The 19,459-nt window shown below is 46.8% G+C and carries 11 protein-coding genes and 1 pseudogene; 4 read left to right on the forward strand and 8 right to left on the reverse strand.

Annotated elements, in window-relative coordinates; translation table 11 throughout:
- Positions 1–266 precede the first annotated feature (266 nt).
- The 3 genes and pseudogenes from IJ23_RS12305 to IJ23_RS24170 form a co-directional block, all read left to right on the forward strand.
- Positions 267–1,310, forward strand: coding sequence for a GMP reductase (locus tag IJ23_RS12305; RefSeq protein ID WP_005373458.1), 1,044 nt, complete (start codon positions 267–269; stop codon positions 1,308–1,310).
- A 1,172-nt stretch (positions 1,311–2,482) separates the two neighbouring features.
- A complete protein-coding gene (locus IJ23_RS25565) occupies positions 2,483–2,893 on the forward strand; it encodes a hypothetical protein (RefSeq protein WP_235213035.1) in 411 nt (136 codons plus the stop codon).
- 206 nt (positions 2,894–3,099) lie between these two features.
- Positions 3,100–3,280 (forward strand): annotated as a pseudogene (locus IJ23_RS24170) (IS5/IS1182 family transposase); the annotation flags it as partial.
- Positions 3,281–3,644: 364 nt separating this feature from the next.
- On the opposite strand, the gene IJ23_RS12315 reads toward IJ23_RS24170, so the two are convergent.
- From IJ23_RS12315 to IJ23_RS12350, 8 genes are all read right to left on the reverse strand, one after another.
- Positions 3,645–6,125 carry a GH92 family glycosyl hydrolase gene (locus IJ23_RS12315; protein WP_033906390.1) on the reverse strand — a complete coding sequence of 827 codons (2,481 nt, stop codon included), beginning with the start codon at positions 6,123–6,125 and terminating at the stop codon, positions 3,645–3,647.
- 89 nt (positions 6,126–6,214) lie between these two features.
- Complete coding sequence (locus IJ23_RS12320) at positions 6,215–8,671, reverse strand: GH92 family glycosyl hydrolase (RefSeq protein ID WP_033906391.1); 2,457 nt, start codon at positions 8,669–8,671, stop codon at positions 6,215–6,217.
- Positions 8,672–8,743: 72 nt separating this feature from the next.
- Positions 8,744–11,449, reverse strand: a complete 2,706-nt coding sequence (locus tag IJ23_RS12325; RefSeq protein WP_033906392.1) for a GH92 family glycosyl hydrolase — start codon at positions 11,447–11,449, stop codon at positions 8,744–8,746.
- Positions 11,450–11,496: 47 nt separating this feature from the next.
- Positions 11,497–12,795 (reverse strand): glycoside hydrolase domain-containing protein, encoded by a 1,299-nt coding sequence (locus IJ23_RS12330; protein WP_152560924.1) that lies wholly within the window; start codon positions 12,793–12,795, stop codon positions 11,497–11,499.
- A 121-nt stretch (positions 12,796–12,916) separates the two neighbouring features.
- The gene (locus tag IJ23_RS12335) at positions 12,917–14,317 is read right to left on the reverse strand and encodes a fructose-specific PTS transporter subunit EIIC (protein ID WP_005453038.1); all 1,401 of its coding nucleotides are present in this window, start codon (positions 14,315–14,317) and stop codon (positions 12,917–12,919) included.
- 11 nt (positions 14,318–14,328) lie between these two features.
- On the reverse strand, positions 14,329–14,769 hold the full coding sequence (locus IJ23_RS12340) for a PTS sugar transporter subunit IIA (RefSeq protein ID WP_009697925.1): 441 nt from the start codon (positions 14,767–14,769) through the stop codon (positions 14,329–14,331).
- Positions 14,770–15,002: 233 nt separating this feature from the next.
- On the reverse strand, positions 15,003–16,235 hold the full coding sequence (gene manA, locus IJ23_RS12345) for a mannose-6-phosphate isomerase, class I (protein ID WP_033906394.1): 1,233 nt from the start codon (positions 16,233–16,235) through the stop codon (positions 15,003–15,005).
- 76 nt (positions 16,236–16,311) lie between these two features.
- On the reverse strand, positions 16,312–18,219 hold the full coding sequence (locus IJ23_RS12350) for a PTS fructose transporter subunit IIABC (protein ID WP_033906395.1): 1,908 nt from the start codon (positions 18,217–18,219) through the stop codon (positions 16,312–16,314).
- Between the two features lie 385 nt (positions 18,220–18,604).
- On the opposite strand from IJ23_RS12350, the gene IJ23_RS12355 reads away from it, so the two are divergent.
- Positions 18,605–19,447, forward strand: a complete 843-nt coding sequence (locus tag IJ23_RS12355; RefSeq protein ID WP_029802624.1) for a helix-turn-helix transcriptional regulator — start codon at positions 18,605–18,607, stop codon at positions 19,445–19,447.
- Positions 19,448–19,459 lie beyond the last annotated feature (12 nt).

Below are 19,459 nucleotides of genomic sequence, written 5' to 3' on the forward strand. Positions count from 1 at the left end.
CTTTCTCAAGTTGTTGATAGTTATAAATAATAAGAGGTTTTGGTGACTTGGGGAGCGTTTTTGATATGCGATTTTCAAGATGGTATCACAAAAAAAATTCAAATATCAGACTTGTAGGAAATAAATCACAGCCTATAATGCTGAAAACCGGAGCGTCTGCCAACGCTCCGGTTTTTTTGTGTCCGAAGAACAGTGAACTCGTCTGCCAACGAAATCACTACGCACTCTGAAATGACACATATACATATGAATCAAGGAATTACACAATGCGTATCGAACAAGAACTTAAGTTAGGTTTTAAAGATGTACTGTTTCGCCCGAAACGTTCTACCCTTAAGAGCCGTTCTCAAGTAAATTTAACCCGCGATTTTACATTCAAGCATAGTGGTCGTCAATGGTCTGGTGTGCCAGTAATCGCAGCAAACATGGATTCGGTTGGTAGCTTTGCAATGGCTAAAGCCCTAGCTGAGCATGGTGTAATGACCGCTGTTCACAAACATTACACGGTAGAAGATTGGGCTGAGTTTGCTAAATCAGCAGATAAAGTAACCATGAATAACGTTATGGTGTCTACTGGGACATCTGACGCAGACTTCCAAAAAACCAAAGACATCATGGCACTTTCAGATGAATTTATTTTCATTTGTATCGACATTGCAAATGGTTACTCAGAGCATTTGGTCGAGTATGTTGAACGCGTGCGAGCAGAGTTCCCAGACAAGGTCATTTCTGCAGGCAACGTGGTTACTGGTGATATGTGTGAAGAGCTAATCCTAGCTGGTGCAGACATCGTTAAAGTGGGTATCGGCCCAGGCTCTGTATGTACAACTCGTGTAAAAACGGGTGTTGGTTACCCGCAGCTTTCTGCAATCATCGAGTGTGGTGATGCAGCGCACGGCCTTGGTGGCATGATCGTCGGTGACGGTGGCTGTTCTTGTGCGGGTGACGTAGCGAAAGCATTCGGTGGTGGCGCGGATTTCGTAATGCTAGGTGGGATGCTAGCGGGTCACGAAGAGTCAGGCGGCGAAGTGATCGAGAAAGACGGCGAGAAGTTCATGAAATTCTATGGCATGTCGTCGAAGAGCGCGATGGATAAGCACTCAGGTGGTGTCGCTGGCTACCGTGCGGCTGAAGGTAAAACCGTATTATTGCCATACCGTGGTAGCGTTCACGGCACTATTCAAGACATCCTTGGAGGCGTTCGCTCAACATGTACATACGTAGGTGCAGCAAAGCTTAAAGAGCTAACCAAGCGTACTACATTCATCCGTGTTCAAGAACAAGAGAACAACGTGTTCGGTAAAGAGTAAATCGACTGTATGTAACAAGTGTAAAAGCAACCATATATTGATATTTGGTGCAACCATAATTTGATATTGCCTCTTCATCAGTCTATTGCTTTTTAAGTTTATGACATTTTTGAAGAGGCAGTTTTATGTCTGCTCTACCTTCCCCTTCTACAGCCAGCCTGCTTTAACTTGAAACTGCGTTTGACACTCCTGCTCGAAACTAAATCACGTGAAAAACATACACCGTTACGTCAGTGCTAAGATGGGAAAAAGAGTCACGGTAGAATCATTTTAGAATGTGCCGCTTGTTATCATTTTGATTTCGAGCTTAGCATCGTTCGTTTTTGCTCCTAGCCGATACGGCTTTCATACTGCTTCAATAGCAAAACCCATACCTATGTTCCAGACTTTCTAGTATCAGTTTGATACCGGTGAATATACGCTGTATGAAGTAAAATCCGATATGGAGAGTTCAAAATCGGCATTTCAATGTGAATGGGAAGCAAAAGTACAAGGCGCGTTTGCGTTAGGTTTGGAGCTAGAACTGGTTACAGAGGAAGAAATACTGGATGAGGTTATCTCTAGCAACCTTAAACTTTTGCATCGATATTCCTCAAGAGATAACCGAACCACTTTCATCAAGCTCTCCTTACGATGTTAAAACTGAATGGTACCCAAACAGCGAAAAGTTTAGGACATCACCTCTGTCTAAATGGAAGAAAAATATTTCCATTCCTGTGTGATTTGCTCTCTCGAAGCCTACTGAAAACAAGCTTAGAGACCTCACCTCCTCTCGAATCTGAATTGGGTTGTTATGCCTAAGAAATCGTTCTCGAGTTTTCATCGGAAGTCGGCACTTCAGCAAGAAAAGCCTGAGCCAAATGAGAGGGTGTCGATACCAGCGATGTTGATGAAGAAACATATCGAGATATATCTGCATTTCCTGACAATATAGCCACTCAAATTACTTTTCGTCTAAGCATTCTTCGTTATTTAGCACTGTAAGTGCGAAAAATCATTCCAAAGACTATTGAACCACATCGTGTTGTACTACAACGGTTATATGACAGGATTATTCCAAGTGCAATATCAATACACCGGTGGTTGGTTTTCAGAGTATCTGATTGTATAGCTCCAAGGAATAAAGATAAGGGTAATAGTAAAGTCAAGGACCAACATTCGTTGATGCTTTGATGAAACAAGCTGTAGAAAAAGTTATCTTTGGGCGAAAAGCGCGTATCAGAAGGGCCAACAAGCGCGTGCGAAGGCAATTACGTCAGCATAATCTGAACAATGGAACGAAGTACAAATACCCAACTTATGAATCCCTTCGGAAACGGGTTAAAAAGAAGGTCCCTTTCGAATTACTGACCGCTGAGAAGGCGGAGCGAGTCGTGAAAATAGAGTTCCGTCGGATGGGGAAAAAGATGTTGAGTTTTTACGTCTTTGAGAGGGTAGAAATAGATCATACGGTGGTGGAACTCTTTGTTGTACATGAAGAACATTGCATGTCATTGGGCCGGCCTTGGCTTACTCAATTAGTTGATTGTTACAGCAAAGTAGTTATTGGTTTTTACCTAGGGTTTGAACCACCTTGTAATTAGGTGGTTAAGTAAATCTCGATGTTTGCTCAGTAACTCATTAGATAAATAACCTAAGTCCGTGACTTCCATACCTACAGTTAAGATTGATTCCGATATTTCGACTGCAACTGAAGTTGAACCGCTCTTGACCAATTTAACTAACACATAATTAATATTGCTGACGGTGCGATTATGCTCAGGTGAAACATTGAAAAGTTGTTTTTTACCAAAAGCTCTATGGTTCGAAAAAAGTGGAAACGAAAGTATGGTTACCACAGGCCTTCATCGTCGGAGACCGCTGTGTATCGCGTAAAACAACTATTAGGCGCTTCACTCACGCTTCGAAATTACCACGCACAAGTTGGGGAGACATACGCCATTATCAAAGCACTCAACACACATACTTGAAAGAGGTTTTTGGTTATATCGATGCGACAACGTTAATAGACATGATGATTACTCCTGTTCTTACTGGTTGCACCATTAGTTTGGTACAACGGTGCTAGAAGGGAGGTGCGAAGATCACATCAAAGCTACTAAGTGCATTAAGATAGAGTTGAGACTTGAACTATCTACATATGAGATCAAATCGCAGAATTCAGCATTGGAAAGGTTCGACCGATTTTGTCAACACGCTGTCCGTTACTTCTACTCATACTAAGTGCGCCATTAGTTTGGCGCAACGAAGCTAGATAGGAGATACGTTCATCACATCAAATCCCCCTGTATTCCTCAAGCTATTTTAGCCTGAGGAATACATTTCAAGTGAAGCTTATTGAGGCGCTTTCATCGCTTCAGATTGCTCGCCCGTCATCACGAAGTGCAACTCACCACCCGGTTTGAACTCGGAATGGTCGAAGAAGAAACCGTTATCCAAAGCTTTGCCATTGATGGTGACAGACTTGATGTACATGTTGTCATCGGCGTTGTTCTCTGTGGTGATCGTGAACGTGCCGCCTTTCACCGGAATCACTGCTTTGTCGAATAGCGGACGACCCACAGTGTAAATAGGTTCTGCCGCGTTCACTTGGTAGAAGCCTAATGCAGACATCACATACCAAGCGGACATTGCGCCTACGTCTTCGTTACCAATGACGCCTTCTGGCGCTGCAAAGTACATGTCATCAAGAACGTGGTCGACGACTTGTTGTGTCTTCCATGGTTCTGCGGTCCAGTTAAATAGGTAAGGAATGTGGTGCGAAGGTTCGTTACCAAACGCAACTTGACCAATCAAACCAGACATATCCGGTGTTTCTGTACCTTGGCTTTCTGCGGTGAAGGTTGCTTCTAGGTTCTTCTGGAACTCAGCATCGCCACCCATGATGGTCTTCAAGCCTGCGATGTCATGCGGCACAAACCAAGTCCACTGCCATGCGTTACCTTCGGTGTAGTTGCCTGTCTCGTGTTCTGTGCCGTATGGGTCGAATGGCGTCATGAAGGTTTCATCAATCATCACTGGGCGCATAAAGCCCGTCACGCCATGTTCTGCGTATTCCGTTGGGTTGTAATCGAAGTACTTCTTGTAGCCTTTCGAGCGTTCAAGGTATTGCTCTTCCGCTTGAGTATCACCGGCTGCTTTGGCGATTTGCGCGATAGCCCAATCGTAGAACGCGTTTTCTAGACCGTAAGAAACAGACTCAACCGTGTAGTCTTCAAATACTGGCTCACCATCGACACGTTGGATGGCAGGTGTGAAGCCGTTTTTCTCAATGTAATCGATGTGCTTGGTTAAAGTGCGATCCAATACGCCCTGATCCCAATCGGCTTGCAGTGCTGGGTAGTTGTCGTAAGTCGAAGAGTCGATCGCTGCTTTCAGCGCCAGCTCTTTCTCTTGCTGAGTAAACTCTTCTGGGAATTTGGTCATTGCATCCGCAATCACTGCTACCGCTGGGTAGCCGACCATGGTGCCTGTCTCGTCACCTAAGTGTTCCCACTTCGGCAGCAAACCGCTTTCAGTGTACTTCTGAACTAGGTTCTTCGCGTACTGCACCGCGCGGGTTGGCTCTGTGATGGTTTTTAGTGGGTGTAATGCACGTTGGGTATCCCATAGAGAGTAAACCGAGAAGTTTGGTTGCTCTTCTGTTGCTTGACCGTAAGCGATGGAGTATTCCCCTTCGCCTTCACGAATCGAGCCTTTGCCCATGCCACGGAATCGACCATCTACGTCTTGATGCACCATAGGTGCAATTTTGGTGTGGTAAAGCGCAGTGTAGAAGATCTCTTTCTGATCCTCCGTGCCCCCTTCAATTGAGAAGTTGAGTGCTTTTGCCCATTTCTCGCGTGCGTTGTTACGCGCAGTATCGAAAGAGACATTCGCTTCGGCATCGTAGTTGTTTTCTGCGCCTTGTGGGTCAACCGCAGATAACGCCACTTGCGCATTCAGCTCTTGTGAGCCTTCATCTTCAAATTCGATGTAGGCAGTGACGTCCGCTTTGACACGCTTAACTGGATTACCTTGGTCATCGTAAATTAATTCAGAAACATGCTCTGCCGTTAGGCCGTCAACAGGTTCGCCATTGGCAAGGATGTAGACGTCTTTGATCTTCTTATCGAAAGTCGCATAGAAGAAGATTTTTTGGTTTTTCGCCCAGCCAGAGAAGTGTGCTGCATCGCGCTCGCCCGTGATGGTATGACCGTCTTCGCTCACCGTCAGTTTGTTACGCAGAGAGGTCGAACCCCAGTCACTGTTAAGGATGGAGTTGAGGTCTATCTTCAAACGTTGTGGTTGGCCTTGCGGGTAGGTGTAACGATGGAAGCCGACACGTTCAGACGCCGTAAGCTCAGCTTTGATACCGTTCTCAGCAATCTTTACAGAGTAGTAACCCGCTTCTGCCACTTCAGAGGTTTTGTCCATCTTGACTGAAATCGCTTCGCGGTAGTCGTCGCTGTCTTCGATGTATTTAGCTTTATCTTCGGTAAACGGCAGGAATAAAATGTCACCTAAACCGCCCATCCCCGTGCCAGATAGGTGAGTGTGGGAGAAGCCAAATAAGGTCTTTTTATCGAAGTGGTAACCTGATGAAGAGTGCCAGCCGATTAGCTCGGTATCTGGGGAAAGTTGCACCATACCTTCTGGCACAACAGGACCCGGGAAGGTGTGTCCGTTAAAGCCGGTACCAATGAATGGGTCGACGTATTTTAGGTTGGAAGTATCGACGCTTGGTGAGGTGTTATCGTCGTCATCGTTGCAGCCAGCCAAACCAATAACACTTGCAATCACTGCGGTGGCGATAGCGGTTTTCGTAAAGTTCATAATCTTGATTCCTTAGGCAGGAAGCGAGTTACGTCCTGCCTCTGAGTTAATCTATCTGCTTATTCTTTAAACACGAAATAAATAAAACGTTACTGAGCTTGAAGCGCTTCTTGCTTGTCACCCGTCATGACGAAGTGAAGCTCGCCACCCGCTTTGATTTCGCTGTGTTTGAAGGTGAAGTTGGCATCCAGCGGTTTGCCGTTGATGGTTACGGACTTCACGTACTTGTTGTGTGGACTGTTGTTGTCTGCGATGACTGTGAACTCGCCGCCTTCCACTGGAATAGTGATTTCATCAAACATAGGACGACCGATGGTGTAGACCGGATCCGCCGGCGTCACTTGGTAGAAGCCCATTGCCGACATCAAGTACCAAGAGCTCATCTGACCTACGTCTTCGTTACCAATCAAACCAGTTGGTTCGCTGGTGTACATCTCTGACATGATGCGGTCTAGGTACTCTTGCGCTTTCCATGGCTCATCCGTTAGCGCGTATAGGTAAGGAATGTGGTGCGATGGCTCGTTACCGTGCATGTACTGACCGATGTAACCCGTTAGGTCTGGCAGCTCTTCACCAGTGTTTGAAGAACGCGCGTTGAATAGCTCGTCCAAGTCTTCACGGAATGCTTTCTCTGGCGTGGTGTCTTTGCCTTGTGCCAAGTCTGCTTGGTAGATTTCTTGTTTCAGACGGTTGAAATCGTGCATTGGTTGGAACTTCCATTGCCACGCGTTCCCTTCGGTGTAGGCAAACTCGTCCACGTAGTAAGGGTCAAACGGTAGCAGCGGGCATTTCTCTTTCATCACGCCTGAGCCTTCTGGCCACTCAACCATTTCACACTCATCTAAACGATCTTCATCAATCGGTTGGTTGAACTCCAAAGGTGGTTTGTTTGGTGATGAGCTAAGCGGGTGGTTTTTCGGACGTAAGAAGCCTGTCTCTGCATCCCAATGGTTAAGCCAGTTGTCGGCACGAATCATAAACTCTTCTTGCAGTTTTACATCGCCAGCCATGCGTGCGATTTCCGCCATTGCCCAGTCGCCGTAAGCAAACTCAAGCGTGTAAGACGCACTGTTCCAGTAACCGTGATGAACAAAGCCGTTTTCTTCGTACACCTTCACTTGCACAACGTTTGCTGCGCCGATGTTGTTGTCTTCCGTCCAATCTGGGAATTCAGACGCCTCGTGGTAACGCACCGTAAACTCAGCTGCTTCTTTGGCAAGTTGTGGGTCGATGTCTAAGCCTTTCGCCATCGCGTCAGCAATGATAGAAACTGCAGGGAAGCCGATCATAGTGCCCGTGTAATGGCTGTGCAGTTCCCATTTCGGCAAGATGCCACCGTCTTCGTATTTACGAATTAAGTCGTTGGCAAACTCTTCGGCACGTTCTGGGTCGATAATGGTTTTCAGTGGGTGCGCTGCACGGAAGGTATCCCACATGGAGTACACAGAGTAGTTTGGTGTGTCGCCCGCGTCTTTTTGAATGCGAGTACGCATCGCAGGGTATTGACCGTCGACATCTTGGAAAATCATTGGCGCGATAGAAGCGTGGTAAAGAGCGGTGTAGAAGATCTCTTTTTGATCTTCCGTGCCGCCAGATACCATCATGCGGCTGAGCTCTTGGTGCCATGCATCGTTGGCTTGAGCGCGCGCAGTATCAAATGACACGTCTTTCGCTTCTGCTTCTAGGTTCTTCTCTGCACCTTCTGTGCCTGTTGGTGACAAGCCTACTTGGATTTCTAGCGGTGTTGATGATGGTGCGAATTCTAGGTAAGCGATGGTTTTCACTGCGTCGATGTTGTCGTTGTTTACATCGATTTCCGTTTCTGCGCCGTCAACTAGAGCAATGGCTTTGACGATAGGTTGGTTGAAGGTGGCGTAGAAGTAGACGTGTTGGTTGTTCGCCCAACCGTTCGAGCTACGTAAACCGCGAATGGTGTAAGCGTCGATGAACTCTAAATCACCCTTCATGGTGCGGTTGTTGAAGTGACCTTTGTTGAGAGTGTGGTCTAAATCGAACTTGATGTGTGGCGTGGTGCCTTCTTTGAAGGTGTAGCGGTGGAAGCCAACACGTTGCGTGGTAGTTAGCTCAGCTTTGATCTCGCCTTTGTTCAGTTCAACCGCGTAGTAGCCCGCTTCTGCGGTTTCGTTGTCTTTATCGAAGGTGTTGAAAACGGCGTTTTCTTTCTTGGTGAAAGGCAGAACTAAGATGTCACCAAGGTCGGTAATGCCTGTGCCAGAAAGGTGAGTGTGGGAAAAACCATACACTGGGATTTCAGTCAGTTTGCCGTGGTCGAAGTAACCTGCGGCAGAGCCCCAACCTTCCATTTCGGTATCAGGAGATAGTTGTACCAAACCATAAGGCACAACCGCCCCTGGGAAGGTGTGACCATCTGCGCCTGTACCAATCAATGGATTGACGTATTGAGTTAGTGTGGTGTCGAGGGATGGAGTACCAGATTTGCTGTTGTCGTCATCACTGTTACAACCAGCAAGACCAAACATGGCAGCGAGTATAGCGGTAGAGATAAGAGTTCTTTTTAGTTTCATTTTTATGGTTCCACTGAAGTGAAGTTTTTTAGGGGGCTAGATGCCCCCTTTCGTTATTTGGATAGGTATCGGTTATTGCGCTTTCATCGCTTCAGATTTGTCTGAAGTCATAACGAAATGCAGTTCACCACCGTCTTTCAAATCGCTGTGCGCGAAGCTGAAGTTGTCACTCAATTGTTTGCCGTTGATGGTCACCGACTTCACGTAGATGCTCTCTTGGCTGTTATATTCTGAGGTGATGGTGAATTTACCGTCCGCGACTGGAATCACGGCTTTGTCGAACAGAGGACGACCGATGGTGTAGCTTGCTTCTCCCGGAGTGACTTGATAGAAGCCCAATGCAGACATCACATACCACGCCGACATCTGACCGACGTCTTCGTTACCAATCAGACCTTCATGCGTTGGGTGGTAGAACTCGTTCATCGCTTGGTCGACAATTTCTTGTGTCTTCCATGGCTCTGCTGTCCAGTTGTATAGGTAAGGTACGTGGTGATCTGGCTCGTTCCCCATCACGAACTGACCGATATAGCCTGACATGTCGTGTGACTGGCTTGTATCGGCGTTGGAGTCCGCATTAAACAGCGCATTCAAGTTGGCTAAGAATGCCGCTTTGCCTTGTTCGGTTACGTCTTCAGGAAGAGAGAAGTCAGTGCGGTCGATGTGCTCGCCGCCCATCACGTTGGCCAGACCGTTCAAGTTGTGCGGTGCAAACCATGTCCATTGCCATGTGTTGCCTTCGGTAAAGTCTTCACCACGGTGCTCAGCACGGTAAGGCCAGAACACATCGCTTTCGTTGAGTGCTTTGCGGTCTTTACAGGCGTTGTAGTCCATACCGTCTGGGATAGACAGCGCCATGTTCTCGTCCAAACATTCGGCTTTCAGGTTGTTTGCCCAAACCTTGCTGCCACTGTTCATGTAAGCCGGACGCATAAAGCCCGTCGCACCCAATGCGTTGCCTTTGGTGTCTTGCAACTTGCCGTATTGTTCTGGGTTGTAATCGAAGTAGTTCTTGAACGATTCAGAGCGTGCCATGTAGCGGTCGTACTGCTGGTCGTTGCCCGCAAGTTTAGCGATCTGAGCGATACACCAGTCGTAGTAAGCGTTCTCAAGACCGTAAGACACCGATTCGTTCACAAGCTCGTCGTACTTATCGACTTTTAAGCCTTCTACGTAACCCGGTTTGTCACCAGAATCCGGCGCCCATTTGGTGTTGGCTGGAATAAAGCCGACGTCTTCTTGGTAGTCGTTGTGACGAGTCATGACCGTGAAGCGTTTGTCACCGTTCCAAGCGTCTTGGTAAGGCACCCAGCTTTCGGTTTTATCAAGGTTGAAGTTGACCGTTTCGTCAGCGGCTTTCAACGCCAAATCAAACTCAGCTGCGGTAAAGGCTTCTGGGTGTTTGACCATGATATCGGCGATAACCGAGACCGCAGGATGACCGACCATTTCACCGGTGTAATCCGAGTGCAGTTCCCATTTTGGCAGCACGCCGCCCGTTTGGTATTTGTTCAATAGATCGCGTGCGTGTTCAATTGCGCGGTCTTTATCGATGATGGTTTTCAGTGGGTGTGCGGCGCGGAAGGTATCCCACATTGAGTACACTGAGTAGTTCACTAAGCCATCTTCTGCTTGGTGCACTTTGCCATCCATGCCACGGTATTTGCCATCCACATCTTGGTATAGGAATGGAGCAACAAACGTACGGTAGAGCGAGGTGTAGAACATGGTTTTGTCGGCTTTGTTGCCACCTTCCAGTTCAAACTCGCCAAGGATGTTTTCCCAAGCCACGCGGTTTTGTTGTACGACATTGTCGAAGTCCCAACCGTTAGTGTCTGCTTCTAGGTTTTTCAGTGCGCCGTCAACGCCAGTGCCAGAAATCGCTACTTTGACCACCAATGGCTCATCGCTCTTACCAAAGTTCAAGTGAGTCAGGACATCGTTTGCGCGTTTTGCCAAACGTTCTGGATCAGGTTCTGGTTCGCCCGGCATTGGTTTGTGCTCTGCGTAACCACGGTAATCTTCTAATCCGACTTCCGTAGCGTCGGTTGGAGTCAGTTTGCTTTCAGAAGCCAGCTTGGTGTACAGGTTTTCTTCAATGATTGGATCAGAGAATTCTGCCGCGAAGAACACGGTTTGCCATTGACCCCATTCGTTTGAGGTACGCGCGCCTACGACGGTAGTATCGTTAACGCGTTTGTAGTAGATGCTGCGAGAATGGTTGCCGTATTGCTCCAACAGTTCGTGTTGCAGGTCGATACGTACTTTGCGGTCTTCACCCGGTTTGAAAGTGTAACGCTGGAACGCCACGCGGTCGGTTGCCGACAGCTCAGCTTTTACACCGGTTTCTACAAGGTCAACCGAGTAGTAACCAACCTCTGCCACTTCCGAGCTTTTATCCATGGTCACGGCATCGGTATTAAAGCCTGTGTATGGCAAGAAAGCGAAGTCGTTTAGGTCGCCTTTACCTGCGCCAGAAATGTGGGTCATTGAGAAGCCAGAAAGCAAGCTGTGCACAGGATCGTATTCGACAGGTGAGCCTTTACCATTCCAACCGTTTGGATCGAAGTTATCTGGTGACGGTTGAATCATACCTTCTGGCATCACTGGCGATGGGTTGACGTTGCCAAGACCTTTAGTGCCGATCAAGGTATCAACGAATTCCAAAGTAGGGGTAGAGATAACTGGAGCTTCTGGATCAGAGTCGCTGCCACAACCAGCAAGACCAAGCATGGCGGTTAACACTGCGGTAGAGAGTAGGGTTCTTTTTAGTTTCATTGTTTTTATTCCACGAGAAAAGGGGACACGAGGTCCCCTCAAAATCATTATTCGCCTAGGTTGGCTTGCATTGCTTCAGACTTGTCAGCCGTCATCACGAAGTGCAGTTCGCCGCCTGCTTTGAATTCGCTGTGCTGGAAGGTGTTGTACACATCCAGAGGCTTGCCGTTGATGGTCACTTCTTTGATGTACATGTTGTCTGGACCGTTGTTCTCAGCCGTTACCGTGAAGGTGCCAGAACCAATGTCTACCGTCGCTTGGTCGAAGTTCATGCCCGCAACTTCTGTCATGTTAAGAAAAGCACCTGACTTGCCGTTCTCGCCGATCTCAACGTTTGATAGCGCCAATTTTGCTTCAACCGTTAAGCCGTCTTTTGAGGTGTCGAACTCTACGTAAGCGCGTGCGTATTGGTACTTGCCGCGTGTTTCGTTACCGATTTCTGTAATGCCTTCTGGCACGTCCATGTAACGACCTTGCTCTTTATCGTAGTAAGCAAAGCGAACGTTTTTGATTGGTTGGTCGAATTCCATCACGAAGAATTCTTTTTGGCTTGGTGCCCAGCCGTCAGAGAAACGGTGACCTTCTAGACGGTTATTGTCTTTGTCCCATTTCAAGTAAGAATCTGAGGTGTAGTCCCAGTTAATTTTGAAGCCAGTGTTCACGATGATTTCTGACTTCTCATCACGAGGGAAGGTGTAGCGGTGTACACCAACGCGATCAGACGCCGTCAACTCGGCTTTGATGTCGTAATCCAATAGATCGACTTTGTAGTAACCTGCTGTCGCTTGCTCGTCACGATGTTGGAAGCGAGACGCTTCTAGGTTTAGCGTTGCCGAACCTTCATCAATCATGTAATCCGAACGCGAGTTGATTGGCATGACGAGAATGTCGTTCAAGTCGCCAGCACCTGCTCCGGAAAGGTGGGTATGAGAGAAACCGGAAGTACGTGCGTCGTGGTAGTAGTAGCCTGAAATGTATTCCCAGCCGTTAGAACCGTTGTTTGGAGAAAGCTGCACCATGCCGTGTGGTGTGGTTGCACCAGGGTAGGTGTTGCCTAGGTTACCTGTGCCGATGAATGGGTTGACGTAGCGTGTTACGTCCATATCGGCGAAATCTACCGGGATGTGAACGCCCATGTCGATTTCAGGTGTTTCTGGGTTTGGCTTGTCATCACAGTCGCCATCGCCAACTGGAGGACATACTGGCTTGCCGCCGTCAGGAATATCCGGCAGTGCAGGGTTGGTGTCACCGCCTTCATAAATGTTGGTTGTGTCGTCGTTACAGCCAGTCAGACCGACTAGACCACTGAGAACTGCGCAAGCGAGTAGGGAAGGTTTGAATTTCATTTTTAAAGCCTTGTAAATTGTAGGGTTATATAATTAAAAAAATCAGGGGTATTACTAAAACTTAAAAACTTGAAATAGAGCCCTTTGGGGGAAAGGGCTCTTAGGGGGAGGAGCTTAAGGTTTAAGCTTTCACAAGAGTCGCTGCGTTACGCATCGCTTCTTTCGTTGAACACTCAACAACGTTTGCTTTTGCAAAGCGGTGAGCGTCTTTTACTTGGATATCGTGAGCTAGAATAACCAGCTTCGCGTTTGCTACATCTAGGTCAGTGATGCGGTTCTGGATACCGTTTTGACCTTGAGTTTCTACTTTGATTTTCAGACCAGCTGCCGCACCTGCTTTCTCTAGTGCTTTCGCTGCCATGAATGTGTGTGCTACGCCAGATGGGCAACATGTTACTGCTACGATGTCGTACTCGCCTTCGCCTGCTGCTGGAGCCGCTTGAGCTTGTGCAGGTGCTGCTTCAACGATTTCGTCTTCTGCTTCTTCTTCAGCAACTGGTTTCCAGAAGCCAACGATAACTGCTGTTGTTAGTGAGCCTAGTGCGATACCCACAACGTACATTGGGATGTTGCTTGATACAGGAGCTGTGATTAGACCGCCCCATGGTGCGTGTAGTAGTACGTCTGTTAGGAAGCCGAACACACAGCCAACGATACCGCCAGCAACGATTGAAGGAAGAACGCGTACAGGGTCGTTTGCTGCGAATGGGATAGCACCTTCAGAGATACCGATAGAACCCATGATTGCTGCTGCTTTACCTGCTTCTTGTTCTTGCTTAGTGAACTTCTTCTTGAATAGGAATGTTGCTAGCGCCATACCTAGAGGAGGCGTACAGATTGCGATACCAACACCACCCATTAGCCATGGTTGAGTATCAACTTGAGTTTGAGCGAATAGCGTTGCTACTTTGTTGATTGGACCGCCCATATCGAAAGCAGTCATACCACCAAGAATCGTACCTAGAACCACTTTAGAAGCGCCAGCCATAGAAGCTAGGAATTCGTTCATAGAAGCCATGAAGATCTTGATTGGCTCACCGATACCCCATAGAACGATACCTGCAGAGATAAGCGTACCTAGTAGAGGGTAGATGAAGTAAGCGCCCAACGCAGTCATGTTAGCAGAAAGAGGGATCTTCTTAAGTTGGAATACCACACCACCAGCGATGAAGCCCGCTACGATACAACCAAGGAAGCCGCCGCCCATGTCAGCCATGATGCCAGAAGAGATCATCGCTGGAGCTAGTGCTGGTTTGTCTGCAATTGAGTAACCGATGAAGCCACCAAGAATAATTGGGAACAGCACCAGACCTTTAATACCGATATTAGAAATATCAGCCAATAAACCGTCCGCAGGAACCGCACCTTTACCTGATGCCATTACCGCTAGCGCCAGTAGTACACCACCCGCAACGATAAATGGAAGCATGTGAGAAGTACCGAATAAAAGGTGACCTTTCATGGTACTTAGGATTTTTTTGAAATCGCTATTATTACTAGCTTGAGCTGTGATTGTACTCATAATTTCACGCCTTATGAATTAATTAAAATATTTAGTATTTGGTTTTCGTCTTTTGCGTTATGAATATCTTCAATAAACTCTTCGCTAAATTTACCGAATAATTCTTGAAGAACATAAATATGGTGGTCGGCACCGTTATCTGGTGAGGCAATCATGAAGAATACGGTCGGTTTGACTCCCTCTTCGTCGCCATACTCGATGCCTTCGCGCTTTACGCCAACAGCGATTGCAGGCTCTGTAACCGCTTTGCTTTTTGCGTGTGGGTAAGCGATGCCGTCCATTGAAGTTACGCTTAATGCTTCACGCGCTTCGATGTCGGTTAAAAAAGCCTCTCTGCTGCTGATTCGATTATTTTCGAATAGCATTTGCGCTAGCTCTTCAAAGACTTCTTTTTTATTATTAGCTTGAAGGTTGCCTTTAATTAAATTGACGTTTGTTAGTTCTGTTATCATTTTTTGACTCATTGGTACTGAAGTAATGAGGCAAATTTAATTAATGTTACGGTTTTCTGAAATAGTAAAAAAAATCCAATAACTATATTTTTGTATCACACAAGCTTAAGTGTGATTTAGCTCTCCAATATATCAATATAAAACTAGGATGAATGAATATCAAAAGCCAATAACGGCGGTTATTGGCTGAACTATAAAATGTAACAGTATGAAGGAAGCTTAATTAGCGTTCACTAACTGTAAGCGCGCACAACACGACCTTCACAATCCAAAGTGACCTGTTTTGCGTAAGCCGGAATGAAAACAGATTGTCCTTTTTCAACCACGCATGTTTCGCCGTTTGCGTGAGTTAGCACAAGCTTGTTATCCAGAGGCATAAGGATCTCAGCGGTTTGAACGTCAAGAGTACGCTGGTGAGCTTGTTTAACGATGGCGAATTTGAAATCGTCGACTGGGATTGGGTATTCCAACATATCGTCGATTTCATTCGGTGCAAGCAATAGGCTGTCGAACGGCTTCTCGTTGAAGCGTGTACACGCAACAAGCTCTTTCACGTCCATGTATTTTGGTGTCAGACCCGCGCGCAGTACGTTGTCTGAGTTTGCCATGATCTCAAGCCCCGTACCCTTCAAGTAAGCGTGTGGCGTTTCTGCATCCAAGAACATGGCATCACCCGGTTGTAGGGTAATCACATTAAGCATAAGTGGCGCAAACAAACCAATATCGCCAGGGTATTGCTTCTCTAGTTCAAGAATGAGGTTGAACAGAGGTAAGTCGGTGATGCGAGCTTGAGCCAATAGCACCGTCAACGCCATCTCTTTCTGTTCGCCCTCTAGTGACAGTAGACCCGAGAAGAACGTCGCCAAGCCCGTTGGTGTTTGGTTTGCGATAAGATCATCCACCAAGCCTTGCAGCTCAGGAATCGCCAGCTCAGAGAAGAAGCTGATGATTTCACTTGTTGGGCGGAAGCCATTCATCGCTTGGTATTCGGTTAGCGCGTAAACCAACTCAGGTTTGTGGTTTGGATCTTTGTAGTTACGGTTTGCAGCGGTTAGGGGGATGCCTTGTTTTTCTTCCAGTGCAAAGCCTAATTCTGCTTGTTGTTTGTTTGGGTGAACCTGAATCGACAGCGCTTTCTCAGCAGCAAGCACTTTAAACAGGTATGGAAGTTCACCAAAACGGTTTGCGACTTCTTCACTCAGAAAGGCATTCATGTCTTGAGTAATCAGTGAAGACAGTTTGGTCTCCTCACCGTTTACCATCACCAATGAGCAACCGTTGGGATGCGCGCCCATCCATACTTCTGCTTGTGGTTCGCCCGTTGGGTTTTCAATGCCAAACAGTTGGTTAACAGAAGTAGTACTGCCCCAAGCGTAGTTTTGAATCACGTTGTTCATCAGGAAAAACATCGGATGCTTAGCTTGAGTTTGAATCGTTTGTGTATCGGACATCGTTAAATCAGACATAGAGTGTCACCATGAGAGAAAATCATGGCTTGGGCGACATTGCCCAAGCCATAGGAGCCATTGGGGGTAGGGGTGATTAAGCGGCTGCTTGCAACATTTTTGCTTTGCGAACTTTCTTCAGAGTTACACACGTTACTGCGGTAACTACTGCGCCAGCTGCCATACAAATCAGAGCAAGTACTGGGTGGTTCATCGCGCCAAGAAGAGCGACAACTGGACCGCCGTGAGCAACACTGTTGGTAATGCCGAATGAGAACGCCATTACTGCCGCCACCATTGAGCCAAGTACGTTTGCAGGAATCACTGACATTGGATCTTGCGCTGCGAATGGAATCGCACCTTCAGAGATACCAACTAGACCCATTGCGCCTGCTGCTTTACCCGCTTCGGTTTCTGATTCTTCGAACAGGTCGAACTTACGACCAAGCGCCGTTGCCAGTGCCATGCCTAGAGGTGCAACTGGGATTGCACACGCCATCGCACCCATAAATTGAGTTTGGCCGCTCGCAATCATGCCCACAGAGAATAGGAATGCGACCTTGTTGAATGGACCACCCATATCGAAGCCAGCCATACCACCAAGTACGATGCCTAGTAGAACGACGTTACCTGTACTCATGCTCGTTAGTAGCGCAGTCAGACCGTCCATTAGGCTTGCGATTGGCGCGCCGATAACGAAGATGAAAAGACCAGCGATGAATAGCGAACCTGTGATTGGCGCAATCATGATTGGCACCAAAGGTTGAATGAATTTGTGGTAGTTAATCGACGTAATCCACTTCACGAAGTAACCCACAAGCAGACCAGCGATGATGGCACCGATAAAGCCTGTACCTGCGTCTGCGCCGTAGAAAGAACCGTTGTTTGCAATCCAACCACCGATCAAGCCAGGAGCTAGAGCAGGACGGTCAGCAATCGCGTAAGCAATGTAACCGGCTAGGATTGGGATCATCAGCGTAAAGGCAACCACACCAACGTTGAGAATTTGGTTCCACATGCTGCCTTCAGGAATTGCCATGCCCGCTTCACTTGGCTGACCACCGACTGCAAGAGCAAGTGCAATCAACAGACCACCCGTTACAACGAATGGGATCATGTGTGATACACCGTTCATCAAGTAGCGGTAGAGGTCAGAGCGAGCCTGAGAGGCTTTGTTTGCAACAGACGCTTGTGCATTGCTGCTTGCTTCTGCTTGGTATTCTGGAGCGCTTAACGCTTCGTTAATCAGACCTTGAGCATCGCGAATAGGGGCTTTTACGTTGGTTTTAACCACGCGTTTGCCGGCAAAGCGGTTCATGTCGACTTGTTTGTCACATGCCACGATGATTGCGTCTGCACGCTCGATTTCTTCTGCGGTTGGGCTGTTTTTCACACCGATTGAACCGTTCGTTTCAACCTTGATTTCGTAACCCATCGCCGCTGCACCTTTCTCTAGCGCTTCTGCCGCTAGGTAAGTGTGCGCTACGCCCGCAGGACAACCAGTAACACCAATGATGAAGCCTTGGTTTGCTGGTGCGTCTGTCACTGCTTGAGGCTCTTCTTTAGCAAGTAGAAGTGCCAGTGCGTCTTGGCTGTTTGCTGCACCTAAGAACGCATCAATGAAACCATCTTCAATCAGTTTTGAGGACAGCTCTGCAAGTACTTCGATATGGTGGTTATCGCCACCGTCTGGAGAAGCGATCATGAAGAACAGTTTTGAAGGCAAACCGTCTTCCGCGCCGTATTCGATACCTGATTTGCTTACGCCGATCACAACCGCCGGTTCAATCACAGCAGAGCTTTTCGCGTGTGGAATTGCCACGCCATCTTCAAATCCGGTATTTCCTAATTCTTCACGTGCTTTTATATCTGAAAGAAATTGTGTTTGGTCAGAAATACGACCTTGGGCATGAAGAACGGCAACCAGTTCTTTAAATACGTCTTCTTTTGAAGACGCTTTAAGATCAAGCTTAATTAAGTATTCATTTATTAGTTTGGTGATCATTATCGAACCCCTATAAATATAATTTTTATTTCAGAGGTATTTTTAAATTACTGAGAAAAAGACTGTAGTGAATAAAAAATGCATTTACTGGAGGATTGTAACCGACTAACTATAGTGTGATTTAGATCGTTCACTGGACAAATCTAGCTGCATATCTGTGACATGATGGATAAGAAGCTAAACGATAAGTGAAATGTGGCTTTGCTCCCATTTAAAAAGGGATTGAGTGTTTTTGATAGAGTTTTTGTTACTGGAAAATTGATGCGTTAACTGGGTTTTTGTAACATTAAAATGGAAGTGTGATTTTGCTCAATAGCACAAAAATCCAGTCCGGTGTATATCTATAGTAAATAGCATCATTGATGCATATATAGAGTGTGAGACAATGATTTTTCATGATTTAATTTCAGCGGTATTAAATGAAAGAGAGCCATTTCATAATATTTGGTTTGCAGGAGATTTTCATACGCCGCCTGAATTTAGCTATCAAGTTAATTTCCCTCGCCTAGAGTTAGTTCTGGATGGGGAATATATTAATGAAATGGAAAGTCATGATCGAAAAGTAACGCACATCGTTGCTAAAAAAGGCGACGCGATATTTATTCCACCTAACTGTTGGAATAAACCAGACTGGGATACCGATTGCTCAGTGTTAAGTATTTTGTTTGGGCGTCGACAACTTGGGTTAAGTTTGGTGAGCAAACGCAAAGGTGAGGCAAACTTTTACGATATTCAAAAGCATAGCATCCAAACACGCTCAGGATTTGCGATAGATAACATCTTAGAAGCGTTGAGCTCACTGGCTCGTGAGAATACTAAAAAACCAATGGATGAGCTTTTACTGCAAGCATTACTGCAATACGCGAAGACGATGTTGGATGCACCAGTCGAGCAGCAGTCACATAGCCGTGTGCAAGATCTCTATCAAGGGATTTGTATCTACATTCAAGAGAACTTCCATCGCCCAATCACACGTGACAGCATTGCGTTGAGATTCAGTATTTCCTCGAACCATTTGTCGCGCTTGTTCCGTCAGCAGGGGCACATGACCTTGGCAGACTACATTACTTGGGTACGCGTGGATCGTGCGAAGTTTATGCTCAAAAAATACAACTTCAAACTCAATGACGTGTCAGTGCGCTGTGGATTTAAAGACGTGAACTATTTCTGCCGAGTATTTAAGAACCGTACAGGCAGAACGCCGACGGAATATCGTGGTTCGATTTAAGCCTTCAGTCAG

The organism is Vibrio sp. OY15, from assembly GCF_000742455.1.
Lineage (GTDB): Bacteria > Pseudomonadota > Gammaproteobacteria > Enterobacterales > Vibrionaceae > Vibrio > Vibrio alginolyticus.